General features: G+C 61.9%; 18 protein-coding genes. 10 read left to right on the plus strand and 8 right to left on the minus strand.

Going from position 1 to position 20,592, the window contains the following annotated elements; genetic code table 11:
* Positions 1–46 precede the first annotated feature (46 nt).
* The 3 genes from LOY50_RS15730 to LOY50_RS15740 all read right to left on the minus strand — a co-directional run bounded on the left by LOY50_RS15730 (position 47) and on the right by LOY50_RS15740 (position 4,268).
* The gene (locus tag LOY50_RS15730; RefSeq protein ID WP_258688270.1) at positions 47–1,231 is read right to left on the minus strand and encodes a porin; all 1,185 of its coding nucleotides are present in this window, start codon (positions 1,229–1,231) and stop codon (positions 47–49) included.
* A 368-nt stretch (positions 1,232–1,599) separates the two neighbouring features.
* Positions 1,600–2,874: a glucarate dehydratase family protein gene (locus tag LOY50_RS15735; protein WP_258688271.1), complete on the minus strand. Its 1,275-nt coding sequence runs from the start codon at positions 2,872–2,874 to the stop codon at positions 1,600–1,602.
* A complete protein-coding gene (locus tag LOY50_RS15740) occupies positions 2,871–4,268 on the minus strand; it encodes an MFS transporter (RefSeq protein WP_253475434.1) in 1,398 nt (465 codons plus the stop codon). The genes LOY50_RS15735 and LOY50_RS15740 overlap by 4 nt, the downstream gene beginning before the upstream one ends.
* A 108-nt stretch (positions 4,269–4,376) precedes the next feature.
* On the opposite strand from LOY50_RS15740, the gene LOY50_RS15745 reads away from it, so the two are divergent.
* Positions 4,377–5,273 carry a LysR substrate-binding domain-containing protein gene (locus LOY50_RS15745; protein ID WP_057452151.1) on the plus strand — a complete coding sequence of 299 codons (897 nt, stop codon included), beginning with the start codon at positions 4,377–4,379 and terminating at the stop codon, positions 5,271–5,273.
* Positions 5,274–5,392: 119 nt separating this feature from the next.
* Here LOY50_RS15745 and LOY50_RS15750 read toward each other — a convergent pair whose 3' ends face one another.
* Together LOY50_RS15750 and LOY50_RS15755 are read right to left on the minus strand one after the other, a co-directional pair.
* Positions 5,393–5,755 carry a DUF6124 family protein gene (locus tag LOY50_RS15750; protein ID WP_258688272.1) on the minus strand — a complete coding sequence of 121 codons (363 nt, stop codon included), beginning with the start codon at positions 5,753–5,755 and terminating at the stop codon, positions 5,393–5,395.
* A 624-nt stretch (positions 5,756–6,379) separates the two neighbouring features.
* Complete coding sequence (locus tag LOY50_RS15755) at positions 6,380–7,297, minus strand: ADP-ribosylglycohydrolase family protein (protein WP_258688273.1); 918 nt, start codon at positions 7,295–7,297, stop codon at positions 6,380–6,382.
* Positions 7,298–7,516: 219 nt separating this feature from the next.
* Here LOY50_RS15755 and LOY50_RS15760 point away from each other — a divergent pair, with 219 nt between their 5' ends.
* Positions 7,517–7,951 carry a nuclear transport factor 2 family protein gene (locus LOY50_RS15760; protein WP_053119603.1) on the plus strand — a complete coding sequence of 145 codons (435 nt, stop codon included), beginning with the start codon at positions 7,517–7,519 and terminating at the stop codon, positions 7,949–7,951.
* A 227-nt stretch (positions 7,952–8,178) separates the two neighbouring features.
* On the opposite strand, the gene LOY50_RS15765 is transcribed toward LOY50_RS15760, so the two are convergent.
* Complete coding sequence (locus LOY50_RS15765) at positions 8,179–9,102, minus strand: LysR family transcriptional regulator (protein WP_258688274.1); 924 nt, start codon at positions 9,100–9,102, stop codon at positions 8,179–8,181.
* Between the two features lie 129 nt (positions 9,103–9,231).
* Here LOY50_RS15765 and LOY50_RS15770 point away from each other — a divergent pair, with 129 nt between their 5' ends.
* Entirely contained in the window at positions 9,232–9,438 is a 207-nt protein-coding gene (locus tag LOY50_RS15770) for a 4-oxalocrotonate tautomerase family protein (RefSeq protein ID WP_003202537.1), read from the plus strand.
* Positions 9,439–9,836: 398 nt separating this feature from the next.
* Positions 9,837–10,571, plus strand: a complete 735-nt coding sequence (locus tag LOY50_RS15775; protein WP_258688275.1) for an SDR family NAD(P)-dependent oxidoreductase — start codon at positions 9,837–9,839, stop codon at positions 10,569–10,571.
* 53 nt (positions 10,572–10,624) lie between these two features.
* Here the strand turns inward: LOY50_RS15775 and LOY50_RS15780 are convergent, their stop codons facing one another.
* On the minus strand, positions 10,625–12,769 hold the full coding sequence (locus tag LOY50_RS15780; protein WP_258688276.1) for a TonB-dependent siderophore receptor: 2,145 nt from the start codon (positions 12,767–12,769) through the stop codon (positions 10,625–10,627).
* Positions 12,770–13,026: 257 nt separating this feature from the next.
* Positions 13,027–14,418: a PLP-dependent aminotransferase family protein gene (locus LOY50_RS15785; protein ID WP_258688278.1), complete on the minus strand. Its 1,392-nt coding sequence runs from the start codon at positions 14,416–14,418 to the stop codon at positions 13,027–13,029.
* Between the two features lie 137 nt (positions 14,419–14,555).
* On the opposite strand from LOY50_RS15785, the gene LOY50_RS15790 reads away from it, so the two are divergent.
* The 6 genes from LOY50_RS15790 to LOY50_RS15815 all read left to right on the plus strand — a co-directional run bounded on the left by LOY50_RS15790 (position 14,556) and on the right by LOY50_RS15815 (position 20,476).
* Positions 14,556–15,722: an MFS transporter gene (locus LOY50_RS15790; protein ID WP_258688280.1), complete on the plus strand. Its 1,167-nt coding sequence runs from the start codon at positions 14,556–14,558 to the stop codon at positions 15,720–15,722.
* A 208-nt stretch (positions 15,723–15,930) separates the two neighbouring features.
* On the plus strand, positions 15,931–16,602 hold the full coding sequence (locus tag LOY50_RS15795) for a GntR family transcriptional regulator (protein WP_230148840.1): 672 nt from the start codon (positions 15,931–15,933) through the stop codon (positions 16,600–16,602).
* Positions 16,603–16,714: 112 nt separating this feature from the next.
* Positions 16,715–17,647 (plus strand): 4-hydroxyproline epimerase, encoded by a 933-nt coding sequence (locus LOY50_RS15800; protein WP_258688282.1) that lies wholly within the window; start codon positions 16,715–16,717, stop codon positions 17,645–17,647.
* Complete coding sequence (locus LOY50_RS15805; protein ID WP_258688284.1) at positions 17,644–18,759, plus strand: FAD-binding oxidoreductase; 1,116 nt, start codon at positions 17,644–17,646, stop codon at positions 18,757–18,759. Before LOY50_RS15800 ends, LOY50_RS15805 begins: the two co-directional genes overlap by 4 nt.
* Positions 18,760–18,986: 227 nt before the next feature.
* A complete protein-coding gene (locus tag LOY50_RS15810; protein WP_003202550.1) occupies positions 18,987–19,223 on the plus strand; it encodes a 2Fe-2S iron-sulfur cluster-binding protein in 237 nt (78 codons plus the stop codon).
* Positions 19,220–20,476, plus strand: coding sequence for an FAD/NAD(P)-binding oxidoreductase (locus LOY50_RS15815; RefSeq protein WP_258688285.1), 1,257 nt, complete (start codon positions 19,220–19,222; stop codon positions 20,474–20,476). The genes LOY50_RS15810 and LOY50_RS15815 overlap by 4 nt, the downstream gene beginning before the upstream one ends.
* The last annotated feature ends 116 nt before the right edge of the window (positions 20,477–20,592 follow it).

Consider the following 20,592-nt stretch of genomic DNA (forward strand, 5'->3'; position numbering starts at 1 on the left):
AGCCCCAAAAGCCGACCTGACACACCTCAGTTGAAGGGGGTCACCCTTACCAGGTGAGTACCGCACCCACCGCAAAGGTATCGGTGTCTTCGTTCTGGGCGCTGGTGTCGTGGCCGTTGATTTCGAACTGGTTGTACTCGGCCACGAGCTTGAGGTTGTCGTTGATGTCGTGGAACAGCGCGATGCCACGGGTTTCGTAATCGGCGCCACTGCCCACCACGCCGTTGCCGTCGTCATCGGTCTTGCCGTAGGACAACGCCAGGCGGTTCTTGCCCAGCTTGTAGGAGCCCTGCAACAGGTAGCCCTTGCTGTCGACATTGCGCAGGGTGGCTTCACCGGCGTTGTTGGTGAAGAACGGGTTGATGCCCTTGGCCTGGAACCCCGAGCCGGTCAGTGACAACCCGCCCATCTTCGCCTGCACGCCATACCCCAGGCCCTTGGAAGTGACCGATTCGACAGTGGAGTCGGTGTTGTCCGAGGTCTGGTAGCTGCCGTTGAGCCAGCTGTAGATCTTCGCACCGCCCAGGTCGAACTGGTAGGTGATCTCGCTCTCGGTGCGCGGGTTTTCCTGGTAGGCCTTGCCGGTGGCGCTGTTGTCGTTGGTGTCCACCGGGTCCATGATCCCCACCGCCACGCGCAAGCCCTCCATCACCGGCGTGCGGTAGGTGATCTGCGAGGTCGGGAACGGGTACGGATAACCGCTGCCGATGTTGCCGAACGAAACGCCACCGCCATCCACCAACCCCAGGCTGTCACTGACCTGACCGTAACCGGCGAGTAACTCGTCCAGCAGGATGTTGGAGCGGGCAAACAGGCCGAAGTCCTTGCCGATCAGCACCTCACCCCACTCCGGGTTCGCCACGGTGCCGTAGAACTGGCGCACGTCGATGGCGGTGTCGGTGCCATTGGTTTCACTGTCGTTGATGGTCACCCAGAACGAGGCCCGGGCACCGAGCTTGAGGTCATCGACCTGCTTGCCCATGTTGAAGCCCAGGTAGTTGGGCAAGAAGCCCATCTTGACCCGTGCCTGCCGACGATCGTACTGCTCACCCGCGCGGTCGACGTCGCTGTTGACGTAAAAGGCGTTGATGTAGCCGTCGGTGGAAAAGGTAGTCTGGTCCTTGTCGTACAGCATGATTTCGGCGTTGGCCCAAGGCATCAGGCCCAGGCTCGAAACACCTGCGATGACCGCAGGCAAAAAACGTTGGCGGGTATTTTTATTGTTGTGCATGGCGCGCTCCGCAACAGGGGACGGGATGTCGGAGGCGATTATCGAAAGGCGCCCGGGCGCGTCATACGCTGCCTTGGAGGCAATTGGCGAATGCTTTGGCAGCGCCGACCCGGCGCGGCAGTTTGGGTGTAAGACGGCGAGGCTGGCGGGTGCGGTACTTTGGGTGTGGGCCGCAGGGCGGCCTGGGAGGATCAACCCATTGGGCAGTCATAGGGAGTTGGCTGGTTTGGGGCTGCTGCGCAGCCCAGCGGGAGCAAGCTCCCTCGCCACAGGGGTCGCACCCACACTCAAAATTGAAGTCAAATCCAGCTTTTGTGGCGAGGGAGCTTGCTCCCGCTGGCCTGCGCAGCAGGCCCCTCGCCTTCGGCTCAGAACCGCGGTTTGACGGTCTTCCAGTCCGGCCGGTAGCGCTGCATCTGCCGCACATCGTCGCGCTGGCGGATGCCGCAGCTGAGGAACTGCTCATGCAGCTTGCCCAGTTGATCCCGGTCCAGTTCCAAGCCCAGGCCCGGCGCGCGGGTGATCTTCACGCAGCCGTCGACAATTGGCAGCTTGCCGCCCTTGATCACTTCTTCATCCGGTTCCTGCCACGGGTAATGGGTGTCGCAGGCGTAGTCCAGGTTCGGCACCGCGGCCGCCACGTGGGCCATGGCCATGAGGCTGATGCCCAGGTGCGAGTTCGAATGCATCGACACGCCCAGGCCGAAGGTGCTGCACATTTTCGCCAAGGCCTGGGTGTCGCGCAGGCCGCCCCAGTAATGGTGGTCGGCCAACACGATCTGCACACTGTCCAGCGCCACGCTGCGGCGAAACTCATCGAAATCGGTGACCACCATATTGGTCGCCAGCGGCAACCCCGTACGCTTGTGCAGCTCGGCCATGCCCGCAAGTCCCGGCGTCGGGTCTTCGTAATACTGCAGGTCATCCCCCAGCAGTTCGGCCATGCGAATCGAGGTTTCCAGGGACCAGTTGCCATTGGGATCGATGCGCAACGGATAGCCGGGAAACGCCCGTTTCAGCGCCTTGACGCAGGCGACTTCATGCTCCGGATCGAGGGCACCGGCCTTGAGCTTGATGCTCTTGAAGCCATAGTCCTGGATCATCCGCCGGGCCTGGGCAACTATCTGTTGTTCGTCGAGCGCCTCGCCCCAACTGTCGGGCGGGTACGGCGAATCGATGTGCTGGGCGTACTTGAAAAACAGATAGGCGCTGAACGGAATCTCGTCGCGAATCGCGCCGCCCAGCAGGTCCACCAGCGGCACGTTCAGGTAATGGGCCTGCAAATCCAGGCAAGCCACTTCGAACGCCGAATAGGCATTGCTCACCGCCTTGCTCGCGTGGGAACCCGGTGCCAGTTCGGCACCGGCAACGCTGACCGGTTTCTGCGCGGCGACGGTCGCCTGGACGATGGCCCGCAACTGGTTGAGGTTGAACGGATCCAGGCCGATCAACTGGCTCTGCAACTGCTGCTGGATCGCCAGGGCCGGCGCATCGCCGTAGCTCTCGCCGAGGCCGATGTAACCGTTGTCGCTCTCGATCTCGATGATCGAGCGCAACGCGAACGGCTCATGGATGCCGCTGGCGTTGAGCAAAGGTGGATCGCGAAAAGCGATGGGGGTGACGGTGACGCGTTTGATCTTCATACAGCGGCTCCCGATGGGCCAGGTTTCAAAGCTTGAGAGGTTTGCGACTGATCGGCTTCGGCAACGGTTTCGGGGCGGCCGGACCGTGAGTTCGGGGTATCGCGCTTCGGTGCGGTGCGGGCGAAAAAGATCACCACGGCGGCGACAAGCGAAGTGGCGGCCAACCCATACAAGCCGCCCTCGATGGAGCCGGTGGTCTGCTCCAGGAAACCGAAGGCCGTCGGCGCGACAAAACCACCGAGGTTACCGATGGAGTTGATCAAGGCGATCACCGCCGCCGCGATGCGTGCATCCAGGTAGCCTTGGGGAATCGGCCAGAACAACGCCGACGCTGCCTTGAAACCGATCGCCGCAAAACAGATCGCCACGAAGGCAAAGATCGGCCCGCCCGTGGTGGACATGAACATGCCAAACGCAGCGACCACCAGCGTCACCGCGACCCAGGCCTGCTGGAATTTCCATTTGCCGGCCAGGGCGGCAAAGCCGTACATCGCGATGATGGAAATGATCCATGGAATGGAGTTGAGCAAACCGACCTGGAAGTCCCCCAGGTTGCCCATTTTCTTGATCATGCTCGGTAGCCAGAACGTGGCACCGTAGATGGTCAGGGCAATGGAAAAGTAGATGAAACAGAACAGCGCGATCTGCCGGTCGGCCAGCAATTTGAACATCGACGGTTTGATCACCTGGGCCGCTTCCCGGGCCCGTTGCTCTTCGGCGATGGCGGCGATCAATACGGCTTTCTCTTCAGCGCTCAGCCATTTCGCCTGGCTCGGATGCGACTGCAGCCAGAACCAGACAAACCCGCACAGCACGATGGAGGCGAAACCTTCGATCAGGAACATCCACTGCCAGCCATGCAGGCCCATCCCGCTGACGTTCAACAAGGCGCCGGACACCGGGCCGGAAATCACCGAGGCGATGGCCGAGCCGCTGAGGAAAATCGCCATCGCCTTGCCGCGCTCGTTGGCGGGTAGCCATTGGGTGAAGTAGTAGATGATGCCGGGAAAGAACCCCGCCTCCGCCGCGCCGAGGATGAAGCGCAGCACATAGAAACTGGTCTCGCCGCGCACAAAAGCCATGGCCATGGCCGCCGCGCCCCAGGTGAACATGATGCGCGTCAGCCAGGCCCGCGCGCCGTAGCGTTGCAAGAGCATGTTGGACGGCACTTCAAACAGCGCGTAGCCGACGAAGAACAGCCCGGCACCGAGCCCGTAGGCGGCGGCGCCGATGCCCAGGTCGGTTTCCAGGTGGCTGCGTACGAAGCCGATGTTTACCCGATCGATGTAGTTGACGATGAACATCACCACCACCAACGGCAAGACATGACGTTTGACCTTGGCCGCCGCGAGCGCCAGGGTGCTGTCATGGGTGGAGTCCGTTACGTTATTCAAGGGGTGCCTCCCGATCATTATTTTTGTGGGGAACGGGACGATGATGGACGCGGTGGATTGTTCCCGTCTAATCTAACTTGGCACTTGATTGATACCTGGATTGAATCAATGTTTGAACTGGCCCAGCTGCGCTGCTTCACCACCGTGGCGACCGAACTCAACTTTCGTCGTGCCGCCGAACGCCTGAACATGACCCAGCCACCGCTGAGCCGGCAGATCCAATTGCTGGAGCACCACCTGGGCGTCGAACTGTTCACCCGCAGCACCCGCAGCGTGGCGCTCACGGCCGCCGGCCGGGCGTTTTTCATCGAAGCGCAGAACCTGCTGGAACAGGCGCAACAAGCCGCCATCGCCGCCCGGCGCTTTGCCCAAGGTGACATCGGTTCGGTGACCATCAGCTTCGTCGGCAGCGCGGTGTACGAGTTCTTGCCCAAGGTGATTGCCGAGGCCCGGCTGAAACAGCCCCAGGTCAAAATCGTCCTGGCAGAGATGAACACCTACCAGCAGCACGAAGCGCTGCGCGCTCGGCGCATCGACCTGGGCATCGTTCGCTCGCCCCTGCTGGAGACCGGCTACGCCACCGAATGCCTGGTGCGCGAACCCTTCGTGCTGGCGGTGCCCGCCGGGCATCCGCTGGCCAGCGCCGAGACCGTGAGCGTGCAGGATCTGGACGCCCAACCGTTCCTCATGTACTCCCACGCCGCCTACCCGCCCTTCAACGAACTGCTCACCGGCATGCTGCGCTCGGCCCGGGTCGCGCCGCAATTCGTACAATGGCTGGGGTCGTCGCTGACGATCCTGGCGCTGGTCAACGCCGGCATGGGCCTGGCGCTGGTACCGCGTTGCGCCAGCAGCGTGGTGTTCAAGCAGGTGGTGTTTCGCGAGATCGACCTGGGTGAAGGGGTGCAAAGCGAATTGCACCTGGTGTGGCGCGAGGACAACGACAACCCGGCGTTCACCATGTTGCTGGAAGGGATTCGGGGGGCGGTTCGGGAAGGGTTGTGAAGGCGGAGCAGCAAGACCCATGCGGTTGGCAGTGCCTGACGGAACCCAACGTTCCACCGAGCTTCGTGGACCTAGGTTGTGGGGGCGCTCGCTGCGCCCCCCACAACACTACCTGGCGACTACCCAGGCTTGTAGTTATCCAGTACTCGATTGACCGCTAGCTCACCCAACATGATGACCCGTTGCAGCACCAGCATCGTTTGGCGTCTTGGGCCGTCCGTCAAATCGGTGAGGTCGCTGACCATCACGCTGGCGGATGCCAAGGATTCGCACGCCTCAACGAGTAACGTTTCGTCATCCACCGCTGCGTCGATGGTGAAGATCGTGCTGGGCTTGCGGGGCTGTATCTGCGTTTTCGTTGCCCCGGGGTTCAAGTAGTGCTTGAGCGCGCGGTCTGCCGCCTCTTTCAACTTTTCAGGGTCGAGAGAGTCGCCGTAGAGTACCGAGTCGATATCCGGGGGGTTGGGAGTTACTTTGAACATAAATGACAATTCCTACATTGGAGCTGCAACCGTTCTCGACTAAAAGAAGGGTGGCGGCTGTACGCAGGTTAGTCGACCGGTAGGAATTGGTAAAACCCGGCGCGCCCGAGGGCGCCCTGCGCACAACCACCATTTAGTGCAGGAATATAAATGACCTGACTGAACGATGCTCAAGCACCTTACCAAACCTGATGGGCGACTAAACCCGACCACTGATGGGCAGTGGCAGGTAAACGATAGAGGCCAGGGGCAAAGCGCACAAGCCAGCGGATTCTGACGCATGCGTAAGTAAGGACGCAAGGTCTCGTAGCCTTTGGGGCGTTATGTGGAATGTATTTAAACGTGTCGCGTTGGATATGTTTAGGGAAATTAAACATGGCGACTTTTCTTCGTTATTTCTTGGGGCTGTATGGGTGTAAATACAGTGTCTTACGGGACGCTTTGGCCTCATCGATATTAAACGAGGCCATTCCGTAGATAATACGTTGGCGGATACTTTGGGGAGTTTTCCTACAGCTGACCGGCTATAACTTGTTGCGTTATCAAATGGCACCTTGCCCGATATTGACCTGCGGTTCCTCATAGACCGATTGGACTCACAGGGTAGTGGTGAACGGTAAATCACTACTTGAAAAGTGGCTCAGACTGCAAGTGAAGCGCATCCGCCATGGTTTCAATCTCCTGTCGCATCCACAATTTCTGCAACCAATCGGAGGGAATAGCCTGCACGCCATAAAATGCCCCTGCCACCTGACCGACAATGGCAGCGGTGGTGTCAGCGTCGTCGCCCAGGTTCGTCGCGGCCAGCACCGCATCAGTGAAACTGTCCGTCTGATGAAAGCACCACAGCGCCGCTTCCAAGGACGCCACCGAATAACCAGTGCCTGACACTTCACTACGACCTTTTCCCTGATAGGCCCCTTGGGCGAGCGCTATCACTTTGGCCTCGGTCAGTTGCTCGGACGCCACACGCAACACATCCGCCTTTGAAGCGCCGGTCAATGCGTTGGCAATGACATCAGCCAACACCTGGCAACACTCCACCGCCTCTGTTGCCCCATGGGTTGTGCGTGAACTCAGAGCCGCAAAGTCGCGAATGCGTTCGCGATCCGGATAAAAGAACAGCACGACCGGTGCCAAGCGCATCAGCGAGCCATTGCCAGCCGTATCAGCAGCGGTATCCCCCGCGAATGGGTCGCCATCGGACTGATAGCGTTCCAGTGCACCGCGAACGGTCATACCAATGTCAAAGCAATCACCCGTGGAACTCAGATAACCCCAATGCCACCAATTGAGGTAGCGGCCCATCTGGTCTGCCGCATCAAAACCACGCTTTTGCAACAGGCTCTCAGCCAGACACAAAGCCATCGATGTGTCATCGGTCCATTGGCCAGGCTTGAGACTGAAGGGGCCGCCACCGACCATGTCGGTCACAGGGGTAAAGGAATTCCGTGGCAGGAATTCAACAGTAGTGCCAACGGCGTCACCACACGCCAAGCCCAGTAAGCATCCGCGATAGCGGTCTGAAAGTGTCGGGGACATCCTGATTCCTTCTGTTCCGAATTCGTCCGCGCAGGAGCGGCGCACAACCAGCGAGATGATAGCGGCTGGGCATACCCAAGGAACCTGATCGCAATCTTTTTTATCAAAAACGCAACGTACATTCACTCGGCAGTTTCCCCATCCCGAAACAAGTTATACGATGACAGACGAGCAAGCATCGCTCGCGTTCCTGATACCTACAACAACAAGGAAATCCCCATGAAAAAAGCGACATTGGTCATCAGCTTCTTGTGCCTGTTCAGCGGCTACGCGGCGGCCGCCGCTACATCGCCCGAGCAGGAGGTGGCCCAGGCGGTCGATCATTTGACCCAAGCCATGCTGCACAAAGACATCCCACAACTTCAGGCACTGGCCGCCGAGAACCTGACCTATGGTCACTCCAGCGGCAACATCCAGGACAAGAAGGCCTTCATCGCCGACATCGAAACGGGCAAGAGCGCGTTCAAGACCCTGGAAATGCAGAACCAGAAAATCACCTTGTCGGGTGATGTGGCGCTGGTGCGCAACCACTTCTCGGCCCAGGCGCTCAAGGGCACTGAGGTGGTGCCAACGGAAATCGAGAACTTCCAGATCTGGCAGAAACAGAAGAATGGCAAATGGCTGCTGATCGGTCGTCAGGCGTTTCGGTTCTGACCTGAAAATCTACATGGGCGCCGCTATTTGACTGAACCGCTGGGATTCAATGTGGCGAGGGGATTTATCCCCGCTGGACAGTAGGAGCTGACGAGTGCAACGAGGCTGCGATCTTGTCCCAGATAATTGAGTCGAGAGCGAAAGATCAAGATCAAAAGATCGCAGGCTTCGCCAGCTCCTACAGCGCCAAGCGGGGATAAATCCCCTCGCCACAGATCACAATCACCTCAAATCGCGGCCCACTGCTCCCGGTACTGCAGCAGGAAATCCACAAAAGCGCGCACCCGCTGCGGCACGTACCTGCCGTGGGGATAGAGCAAGGTAAACGGCCGTGAGCGCCCCGCGAACGGCGCAAGCACCTCCACCAACTGCCCGTTGGCCAGCTCCTGTTCCACGATGAATTTGTAAGTCTGGAACAAGCCCGCGCCATGCTTGGCCAGCGTCACGCCGCCGAGCACATCGTCCGAACAGCAATAGCCTCCTTCGCCGAACACTTCCTTTTCCTTGCCCTCGACATTGAACAACCAGGAAATCCGTCGCCCGCTGCTGGGCAATTCGAACTGGATGCACTCGTGGTCGTCCAGGTCTTCAAGGACCTGCGGCGTGCCGGCCTTGCGCAGATAATCCGGGGACGCGACTACCACCAGGTTTGCGTCTTCCAGCAGCCGGGCGATCATCGACGAGTCTGGCTGGGCCCGCACCCGGATGGCGAGGTCATAACCTTCGGCAACGAAATCGATGTTTCGATTGCTCAGGTGCAAGTCCACGCTGACTTGCGGGTACAGCGCCCGGAAGGCCGGCAGCAAGGGCAGGATGCGGTGATGACCGTAGGTGGTGGGCAGGCTGATGCGCAGTTGCCCGGACGGCACCGATTGCGCGCCCATCATTTCCTGTTGCGCCTCGACCAGTTGCGTCAACGCCTGCCGACATTGCTCGAAATAGGTCTTGCCGGCTTCGGTCAGGCGGATGCCGCGGGTAGTGCGCACGAAAAGCCGTGAGCCCAGGCGCTCTTCCAGGCGAAAGATCGAGCGGCTCACCGCCGCCGGGGTAACCCCTGCCAACTGCGCCGCTGCGGTGAAACTGCCCGCCTCCGCCGCCAGGCAGAACAGTTCTATGCTGCCCAACTGCAGGTCTTCGAAATGACGCTTCATGATTCATTACACCGCGTATCAACTGAAGTTTCCAAAGGCCTGTTTATCAGTCTGCAGCGTATAAATACAGTGGCCCCCTCAACGGCGCGGGAATCTTCCTGCGCATTTTCTCAGCAGCAGGAGTGCAACATGCCTTTCGTCAATGTGCGAATTACCCGAGACGGCGTCACCCGTGAACAGAAAGCCCAGGTGATTTCCGAAATCACCGAAACCCTCCAGCGCGTACTGGGCAAGGACCCGCATTTGACCCACATCGTGATCGAGGAAGTCGACACGGATAACTGGGGGTATGCGGGGATGACGACGACGCAGTATCGAAGTCTTCCGAAAGAATAACCCTCCCCCCTTCCGAGCCCGGTCCAATTGACCGGGCTTTTTTCTGCCTGCCAACCGGACAGCCTGACAATCCTGTGGGAGCGAGCAAGCTCGCTCCCACAGGGGATTACTGGCGAACGTGGGTTTTGCGATCAGCACGGAATATTGTGGGAGCGAGCTTGCTCGCGATTGCAGTGTGTCAGTCACCATCAATACCGACTGACCTGACGCCATCGCGAGCAAGCTCGCTCCCACAGGGGGCCACAGGGGGTTATGTGTGGTTCCGGCCATTGATTACATGACGTATCAACTCAAGTACCAGCAGCCTTATTTATCAAACCCTGGCGCATCAATACCCTGAGCTCAACCACCGCCAACACAGGCGCACCGGTTCAACTCAATGTGATCAGGAGTCAATCATGAGTCTCAAAAAAACCGTCATCATCACCGGCGCTTCCAGCGGGATCGGCCTGGGTCTGGTCAAGGCGTTCCTGGGTCGGGGTTATAACGTGGTGGGCAATGCCCGCTCCCCGTCCGGCCTGGAGGCTGCTGCCGCCGACCTCGGCCACCCGGCCGGTTTCATCGGCGTGGCCGGCGACATCGCTGACCCGGCCACTTCAACCGCCCTCATCACTCAAGCCGTCGAGGCGTTTGGCGCCGTTGACGGGCTGGTGAACAACGCCGGTTTCTTCTTGCCAAAACCCTTCGTCGAATACAGCCCCCAAGACCTGGACGCGCTACTGGACACCAACCTCAAGGGTCTGGTCTACGCCAGCCAGGCCGCTGCCGCGCACATGATCGGGCGCCAGCAAGGCTTCATCATCAACATTTCGGCCGCCGTGGCCCTGCAACCGAACATCCAGGTGCCGGCAGCGCTGCCGGTGTTGATCAAGGGCGGCGTCAACCAGATGACCCGCGCCCTGGCCCTGGAACTGTCGCCCCACAACATCAAGGTCAACGCGGTCGCCCCCGGCATCATCGACACGCCGATGCACGACCCGGCGCACCGTGCATTCCTCGACAACCTGGCTCCGGCCGGTCGTGTGGGCACCGTCGAGGAAATCGCCGAAGCGGTGTTGTACCTGGCGGGCGCCGATTTCACGACGGGCGCGATACTGCCGGTGGACGGCGGGATGAGCACAGGCAAGTGGTAATAAAAGAAAAACCCCGAAGGCAGAACCTTCGGGGTTTTCATGAAGCACGGAACTCAGAGCGTGTAGGAGATGCCGGCCTGCACGGTTCGCGGGGCGCCTGGGTAGGCATAGACGCCACCGAATGCACCCTCTTCGTAGTCGGCGTCAAACAGGTTCTTCAGGTCCAGGTTGAGGCGAATCCGCTCGTTGACCTTGTAGTAACCGAGCAGGTCCACGACGGTGTAGCTGTCCATGGTAAAGGTGCTGGCCGCGGTATTGCCGGCCCGCTCATCGATGTACTTGGCGCCCAGGCCCAGGCCGAGACCTTTGAGGCCACCGTCCTGGAACTCGTAGACGTTCAACAGGCTGAAGGAGTTCTTGGGCACGTTGAGCAAGCGGGTGCCGGACGGGATATTGATGTCCTTGGTCACTTCGGCATCCACATACGCGTAGCCACCGATCACGCGCCATTCTGGCGTCAAATTGCCCGCCACGTTCAAGTCAAAGCCACGGCTGCGCACTTCCCCGGCAGCCACGTTGAAGGTGGAATCAAGTGGATCGGGCGTGAGGACGTTGCGCTTTTCAATCTGGTAGATCGCTGCGTCGACGCTCAACTGGCGATCCAGCGCTTCCCACTTGACACCCATTTCGTAGGACTTGCCCTCTTCCGGCTTGAATCCCCCGCCACCTTCGCGACTGGCACCGGTGTTGGGTTTGAACGAGCGTGCGGTATTGGCGTAGACCGCCACGGTGTCGGTCAGGTCGTAGATCACACCCAGGCGCGGAGTGACGGCGCTGTCGGTGACGTCCCAGTTCCGACTACCGGGCGGGTTCTGCGGGACGAAGCTCTCGTACTGATGCTCGAACCGCTCAAACCGCGCCCCGGCCAACAACTTCAAACGCTCAGTCAGCGCCACCTGATCCTGGACGAACACACCAAACGTCTTGAGGTTTTCCTGGTCATCGGTGGGCGTGCGCGTCAATGCCGGGCGTGGCTGGCCATGCACCGGGTCGAAGATATCGATCGGGTAGGCACCGACGGCGCCAGAGGAACGCTGAATGATTGACTGGTAGTCGTAGTCTTCATACTCGATCCCCGTCAACAACGTGTGCTCGAACCCTCCGGTGGAAAAATGCCCGGTGAGGTTGAGCTGGGTGTCGCGGTCGGTCCACTCCAGCTTGCGGTAGTTGAAGTTGCGACTCAGGGTACGCCCATCGGCGCCGATTCTGTTGCCTTCCACGGCATTGCCCTGCAAGGTGCCGTCGAGCCACTGGGTACCACCGGCCAGGGTCCAGTCGTCGTTGAGCATGTGCTCGAAACGCACCTGCAGCATGTTGTTGTCGTTGTGCAACTTGCCGACGTCTTTTTCGCCGAAGAACGTATCGCGCGACGCGGTGCCGCGCTGCCCGGCGTAATGGGTCAAGCCACGGTCCAGCGGCGCGTTGTTGCGCATGAAATCGCCTTCGAAGGTCAGGCGCGTGGTGTCGTTGACCTGCCAGCTCACCACTGGCGCGATGCCGTAGCGCTCGGTCTCGACCTGGTCGCGGAACGTGTCGCCACCCTCGCCGATCACGTTCAGGCGATAAGCCAGGCGCCCTTCTTCGTCCAATGGACCGGAGGCGTCCAGCGTACCGCGACGCATCCCCTGGTCGCTGACCTGGCTGCCCAGGGTCACTGTGCGCTCGGCCAACGGCTGCTTGGACACCACGTTGAAGGTACCGCCCGGGTCGCCACGGCCATAAAGCATGGTGGCCGGGCCGCGCAGGACTTCCAGCCGCTCGATGGTGTTGGCGTCCGGCATGTTCGGGTAGCCACGGTTGATCGGGAAACCGTTGCGGTAGAACTCCCCGGTGGTGAAGCCGCGGACGGTGAAGGTGGTCAGGCCCTGACCGCCGAAGTTGTTGCCCCGGCCTACGCCGCCAGCGTAGTCGAGGGCGTCTTGCAGGCGCGTGGCGCCGAGGTCTTCGACCACGTCGCGAGACACCACGGAAATCGATTGCGGGGTTTCATGGATCGCCGTGTCGGTACGGGTGGCGCTGGCCGAACGGGTGGCGTGATAGCCCTTCACCGGGCCTTGTGCTGATTCATAGTCGGCGTTACCGACGATATCCGTGGCTTGCAACTCAAGGGAGGCCGGCTTGGCAGGGATTGGCTCTTCGGCCCAGGTGGGAATGGAATAAGCCTGGAGCACACACAGTGAAACGAGAATCCGACGCATCGATGCACAATCCTAATGGAAACAAGCCACCCACATCGGGAGGCTGACAAAAATGTGTCGCGAAAGATACAGTAACTCATTGTCGTTTGATATCTATTCCCATTAACACTGGCGTTTTTTGTGACCGGTCAGTCCGTCATCGCGAGCAAGCTCGCTCCCACAGGGGGCCCGGGGCCAACCACAAGGTTTGTACCCACTGAAGATCCAATGTGGGAGCGAGCTTGCTCGCGATGGCGCCAGAACAATCCCCCCATACCCTATTGACCCGCCGCAATCGACTCCTGCTCCACCCGCTGGAAGAACACCTGCGCACGATGATCCTGGGTATAAGCCACGTTCAACCGCAACCAATCGCACGCCTCGCCCTGGGGCAGGAACGTCGAGCCTTGGGACAGTTGGATTTGCAGCTCCCGGGCGATCTGCTGCACCCGTTGTGCCGCCAGCCACCGCGGCCTGGCCCAGACGAACAGGCCCCCCATTGGCTCGGCAAACACCTCCCAGTGGGCCCGGTCCAATTGGCGCAGCGTGCTCGCCATCTGCTTGTTCAGGCGCTGGCGCAAACGCTGGATCAGCTTGCGATAAGCACCGTTGGCCAGCAACGTCGCCACCACGTTTTCCGCCAGCAGCGAACAACCGATGCCGGTAATCATCTTGACTTCGGCCAGGCGCTGGATGATCTCGGGATGGGCGACCACGTAACCGATGCGCAGCGAACTGGACAACGTCTTGGAAAAACTCGCCAGGTAGATCACCCGGTCCAGGGCATCCAGGGAGGCCAGGCGTGAGGTCGGACCGTTCTGGAAATCGGCGTAGATGTCGTCCTCGATGAGGCGAAAGTCATGGGCGGTTGCCAGTTGCAGCAGACGATAGGCCACGCTCGGCGCCAGGCTGGTACCGGTGGGGTTGTGGTACATGCTGTTGATGAAGAAATACGCGGGTTTATGCTCACCGAGAAGCTGTTCCAGGCGGGCGATGTCCGGGCCTTGCGCGGTTCTCGGCACCGCCACGGTCTTGACCCCATGCAGCTTCAGCAGATTGAACAGGTTGTAGTAGCCGGGGCTTTCCACCAGCACCAGGTCACCGGGCTTGAGCAAGGTTCGCACCAGCAGGTCGAGGCCCTGGCTGGCGCCTTGGGTGGTGATGATTTGCGCCGGGTCGACATGAATATCGATCAGGCCCAGGCGCTTTTGAAGGTGCAGGCGCAGATGAGGCGAGCCCAGCGGGGTGCTGTAGTTGAACAACGCGTGGTTGTCGCTGCGCACCACTTGGCGGATCGCCTGGCCCAGGTCGGTGTCGTCGCGCCAGGCATCGGGCAGCCAGCCACACCCCAGCTTGAGCTGCGTCGATTCATTGTCGAACAACCGCCACCGCGCGTTATCCGTTTCGGGCTCCGGCTCCACAGGTCGGGCCAACTGCTGCGCGACAAAAAAACCCGCGCCATGTCGAGACTCCAGCACCCCACTGGCAACCAGTTGGTCATAGGCCTTGATCACGCTCGACAGGCTCAGGCTGTTCTCACGGGCCAGTTGGCGAATGGACGGCATGCGCGCGCCGGGGCGGATGCCATGGGCGTTGATCCAGCCCATGAGGTGCGTCACGAGTTGCCGGATCACGGGCTCGGCAACGTTGCGATCAATCTTCAGGTCCACGGCTGGCACTCTTGGCTAAGTGTTCTCGATTTTCGAGCGAACAGTTAAGCACAAATGGCCTGGGTCTGTTCCTTGTTTGCGCTGTGCCCGGCAGTGATAGTCCCCGGGACTTCATGCACACCCTTTAAGGAACACCCTTGAACCCACAGCATCGACATTCCTGGGGACTGGCTTTCGGCCTTTGCCTGATCACCCTCGCGGTCAACCTGCAGGCGCCGCTGTACACCACCTATGCGCAGTTGTCCGGCTACGGGGCCGGCGCCACGGCGGTGGCGTTTTCCGGTTATGTGCTGGGTGTGTTGCCGGTCCTGCTGGCGTTCGGCGGGCTGGCCGACCGGGTGGGACGCAAGCCGTTGATCCTGGTCGCGCTCGGGCTGTCGATGCTGGCGACGCTGGTGACACTGCTCTGGCCGAGCCTCGAGGCGCTGGGCGTGGCGCGCCTGATGATGGGGGTCGGCACAGGGCTGGCCTCGGCCACATCAACCGCCTATATGGCTGAGCTCATGGCAACCCGCGATCCCCGCTCGCCGGCCAACCGGGTCACCGCCAGCACTTCCCTGGGCTTTGGCCTGGGCGCGGCGTTGACCAGTCTGTTCCTGTTCGTCCATCACAGCGCCACGCCCGGCAGCTTCTGGTTGCAGCTGATGTTGGCTGCCATCGCGATCGTCGTGGTCTGGCGGTTACCGGACCCGGCGCTGAAAATCAAAGACGCACCGTTGCTGCGCCTGCCGTTGTTTCCCGCCGGCAGCCTGCCCTACAGTTTTTCCATGCTGTTGGCCTGGGCGACCTCGGGCCTGGTCATCGCCATATTGCCGTCAGTGCTGGCGACCCACGACTTGCAGCGTTGGTCTGGCCTGTCGACCTTCACGGTCATCAGTTGCGGCCTGCTCTTCCAGCCCTGGGTTCGGCGCATGCAACCGGCCAGGGCCACGGGCTTGGGCTTGTTGATCCTGCCTGCGAGCTACGCGTTGCTGGCCTGGGGCGCGAGCACCGGCTCCCTGCTCGCCGTGTTGCTGGGAGCCTTGGGGGGCAGCAGTGCCTGCTACGGTTTCCTGTACTTGGGTGGTTTGTCCGCCATCACGGCCATGGCCGGGGCGGAGAAAGCCCGGGTCAGCGCCGGGTTCTTCCTGTTCGCCTATGTCGGGTTCAGCATCCCGGTGGTGGTGACCGGGTTGCTGGCTGACGCTTTCGGCGCTGATGTGGCGTTGATCGTGTTCGGCCTGGCGCTGCTGGCCGGGGCGTCTGTTACCGGATGGCGCATCGTCCGGACGCAGGCTTATGTGACCCACCTGTCCCACGGCTGAACTGCCAGGTTGTTGGAACTGTGCAAGAACTGTGTAGGAGCTGTCGAGCGAAGCGAGGCTGCGATCTTTCCACTGCCCATTGAGTCGAGAGCGAAAGATCAGGATCAAAAGATCGCAGGCTTCGCCAGCTCCTACAAAACCTCTCCGGAACACCGCGCTCGGCAAAGTCGTATACCATATCCCCACCTAAGCCGAACGACCCGCCGCCGTGACTTTATCCAAGTTCAACCTGCCTGACCTGGGCAACACCCCTTCCACCTCGGAAATCATCACCCGCCACCTGCGCGATGCCATCGTGGCCGGGCATTTTGCCGAGGACGAGCCGATTCGCCAGGATGATATCGCCCGGCAGTTCAACGTCAGCAAGATCCCCGTGCGCGAAGCCCTCAAGCGTCTGGAGGCCGAGGGCCTGGTGATGTTCCAGCGCAATCGCGGGGCGATGGTGACGCGCATTTCCGAGGCGGAGCTGGCGCAGATGTTCGAGGTGCGGATGCTGCTGGAAGACAAAGTGCTGCGCCTGGCGATTCCCAACATGACCGAAGCCACCTTCGCCCGTGCCGAAAGCATCTGCCGGGAGTTCATCGGTGAAGACGACGTCGGCCGCTGGGCGGAACTGAACTGGCAACTGCATGCCTGCCTCTACGAACCGGCGCAACGGCCCTTCATGGTGGGCTTGATCCGCTCGGTCCACGACAAGCTGGAGCGCTACTTGCGCATGCAAATGAGCCTTTCGGCGGGCAAGGAGCGCGCCGATCACGAGCACCGGGAAATCATCAAGGCCTGCCGCGCCGGTGACGTCGAGCGCGCGGTGATGCTGCTGGACGAGCACATCGCCGGGGTCTGCGAGACCTTGTTCAAGTTCCTGCCTTCCAGCCATTGATGGGCCTGCACTGTGCCGATTTCGTCATCGGCGACAGGTAAAACCATCAAGCCGTCGCCCCCTGGCGCGGGCCACGCTTGCCGTCACTCATCTGAACGGACGTGGCCCTCCCATGAAACGCATCACCGTGATCGACTCCCATACCGGCGGCGAACCGACTCGACTGGTCACCGACGGTTTTCCTGACCTGGGCCAGGGCAGTATGGCCGAGCGCAAGCAACGCCTGGCCACGGAACACGACGCCTGGCGCACCGCCTGCGTGCTCGAACCGCGGGGAAGCGATGTGCTGGTGGGGGCGCTGCTTTGTAAGCCGGTGGACCCCAGCGCCTGTGCCGGCGTGATCTTTTTCAATAACAGCGGCTACCTGGGCATGTGCGGCCACGGCACCATCGGCCTGGTGGCGTCACTGGCCCACCTGGGCAGGATCGGCCCCGGCGTACACAGCATCGAAACCCCGGTAGGCACGGTACAGGCAACCTTGCACGAGGACCGCTCGGTGAGCGTGCGCAACGTGCCGGCCTACCGTTACCGCAATGCCCTGGCCCTGGAGGTGCCCGGCATCGGCCCGGTGGTGGGCGACGTGGCCTGGGGCGGCAATTGGTTTTTCCTGGTCGCCGAACATGGCCAACGCGTGGCCGGCGATAACCTCGACGCGTTGACCGCCTACACCTACGCCGTACAGCAAGCCTTGGAGCAGCAAGGTTTTCGCGGCGAGGACGGCGGCCTGATCGACCACATCGAACTGTTTGCCGACGACCCGCAAGCCGACAGCCGCAACTTCGTGCTCTGCCCGGGCAAGGCCTATGACCGCTCCCCGTGTGGCACCGGCACCAGCGCCAAACTGGCGTGCCTGGCGGCCGATGGAAAGCTGCAACCCGGGCAGATCTGGCGCCAGGCCAGTGTCATTGGCAGCGAGTTCGAGGGCTCCTACGAGCGCTCGGGCGAGCGCATCGTGCCGACCATTCGCGGTCGCGCCTACATCAGCGCCGAAACCACACTGATCATCGAAGCGGATGACCCGTTCGCCTGGGGCATTCGTCCGTGAGCGAGGGCCATGTCGCCGACGTGATCATCATTGGCGCGGGCATCATCGGTGCGGCCTGCGCCCAGGCGCTGGCCCGACGCAACGTCAACGTGTTGGTGCTGGACGCCGGTTGGCACGGCGCCACGGCGGCCGGCATGGGGCACCTGCTGGTGCTCGATGACAACCCGGCGGAACTGGCCCTCAGTCAATATTCCCTGCAACGCTGGCGCGAGCTGGCCCCCGCCCTGCCCGACGGCTGCGCCTGGCGCAACAACGGCACCTTGTGGCTGGCGGCCAATGCCGAAGAAATGGCGGTGGCCCATAGCAAATACCTGAACCTGCTGGCCCATGGCGAAGCCTGTGAACTGATCGGCCACGCCGCGCTGCATCAGCGTGAACCCGAGCTACGCCCAGGCCTGGAAGGTGGGCTGCTGATCAAGGGCGACGGCATCCTCTACGCCCCGGCGGCCGCTCGCTGGATGCTGGACGCGCCCAACATTCGTCAGCAACGGGCGCAGGTCAGCGAAGTCGACGGTCATCGCGTGCGCCTCGACGACGGTCGCTGGTTGAGCGCCGAAGCGGTGGTCCTCGCCAATGGCATCCAGGCCACTGAATTGTGCCCGGAACTGCCGATCGTGCCGAAGAAGGGCCACCTGCTGATCACCGACCGCTACCCCGCCACCGTCACCCACACCCTGGTGGAACTGGGCTACGTCACCAGCGCCCATAACGCCAGCGGACCGTCGGTGGCGTGCAATATCCAACCACGCCCGACCGGACAATTGTTCATCGGCGCCTCGCGGCAGTTCGGCACGCTTGACCCGCAGGTGGAAGGCTGGATGCTGGCGAAGATGCTCAAGCGCGCCGTCGAATACCTGCCAGGATTGGCGCATCTGAACGGCATCCGGGCCTGGACCGGTTTTCGCGCAGCAAGCCCCGACGGCTTGCCCCTGGTGGGCCAACATCCACAGCGCCAGGGACTGTGGCTGGCGGTGGGTCACGAAGGCCTGGGCGTCACAACAGCGCCGGCAACGGCCGACCTGCTCGTCGCGCAACTGTTCGACGAAACCCCACCACTGGCCGCGCAGCCTTACCTGCCGCAGCGTTTTTTGGGAGAACCGGTCCATGCCTGAAGCCCGACACACATACCCTGTGGCGAGGAAGCAAGCTCGCGCTGGGCACCGTAGGAGCTGCCGAAGGCTGCGATCTTTTGATCTTTCGCTTGAGATTCGAGCTATCAGGGAAAAGATCGCAGCCTCGCTCCGCTCGGCAGCTCCTACAGGCCCGGCGGGAGCTTGCTCCCTCGCCACAGGTTCTGGGTGTGCCCAAGGCATCCGCTTAGCCAAGGAGGATTGTCCCCATGCCTGACTTGTTTTTGGACGGCCGCCCACTCTCAGTCGCCAACGGCACCAGCGTCGCAGCGGCATTGGCGTTGGGCGCGGATGGTTGCAGTCGCACCTCGGTCAGCGGCCAGCGCCGTGCGCCGTTGTGCGGCATGGGTATCTGCCAGGAGTGCCGGGTGCTGATCGACGGTCGTCGACGCCTGGCCTGCCAGACCCTGTGCCACGACGGCATGCAGGTGCAGACCCGGCCATGAACGAAACCACCGACCTGCTGATCATCGGCGCCGGCCCTGCGGGCATGGCCGCCGCCCTCGCCGCCGCCAGCAGCGGCGCGCGTATCGTGCTGCTGGACGACAACCCGCTACCCGGTGGGCAGATCTGGCGCGACGGCCCCCAGGCCAACCTGCCCAGCGCCGCCCAACGCCTGCGCGAGCAACTGCACACCTGCGCCAACGTACGTTGCCATGCCGGCACCCGTGTGATCGCCTGCGCGGCGGATAAAACCTTGCTGGTGGAAGATGCCGAGCGCGGCTGGCAGATCAGCTATGAGCGCTTGATTCTCTGCACCGGTGCCCGCGAACGGCTGCTGCCGTTTCCCGGCTGGACACTGCCCGGCGTGACCGGTGCTGGCGGCTTGCAGGCGCTGATCAAGGGTGGCTTGCCGGTGCGTGGCGAACGGCTGGTCATCGCCGGCAGCGGCCCCTTGCTGCTGGCCAGCGCCGCCACGGCAAAGCATCAAGGCGCACAAGTGCTGCGCATCGCCGAGCAGGCCCGGCGCGGCGCCGTCGCCGGTTTCGCCGCACAACTGCCGCGCTGGCCGGGGAAGTTTTTCCAATCGTTCAGCCTGTTCGACCGGCACTACCGCACCGACACCCACGTGGTGGAAGCGCTCGGTCGGGAACGGCTGGAGGGCGTGCGCCTGCATCAGCAAGGCAAGACGATTGAATTGGCCTGCGACCGGCTCGCCTGTGGTTTCGGGCTCATTCCCAATACCCAATTAGGCCAGGCCCTGGGTTGCGCGGTTGAAGACCAGGCGCTTGCGGTTGACGCCTGGCAAGCGACCACTCGCCATGAACATTACGCTGCCGGTGAGTGCACCGGTTTTGGCGGCAGCGAACTGGCGCTGGTGGAAGGCGCCATCGCCGGCCATGCCGCCGTCGGCAATCGCGCAGCTGCCCAGCAGCTATGGCCGCGCCGCGCACGTTGGCAGGGTTTCGCCGGGGCATTGAACAAGGCCTTCGCCCTCGATCCACGGCTCAAGACCTTGGCCCGCAATGACACCCTGGTCTGCCGCTGCGAAGACGTACCGTACGGCGAACTGGTCGGCCATAAAAACTGGCGCGAAGCAAAACTGGCAAGCCGCTGCGGCATGGGCGCCTGCCAGGGCCGAGTGTGCGGCGCCGCCCTGGAACACCTGTTCGGCTGGACACCACCCACACCCCGCCCACCTTTCAGCCCGGCGCGGATCGAAACCTTGCTGAACCTGGAAGAAACCCCACCCACCTGAACCCGACACACATCCCACTCTGACCTGTACTCACCACAAATCCCCTGTGGGAGCTGAGCTTGCTCGCGATAGCGGTGGGTCAGTTGGTAGAGATGCTGCCTGTGCCGCCGTCATCG

Origin of the sequence: Pseudomonas sp. B21-010 (assembly GCF_024749325.1) — a bacterium.
Lineage (GTDB): Bacteria > Pseudomonadota > Gammaproteobacteria > Pseudomonadales > Pseudomonadaceae > Aquipseudomonas > Aquipseudomonas kilonensis.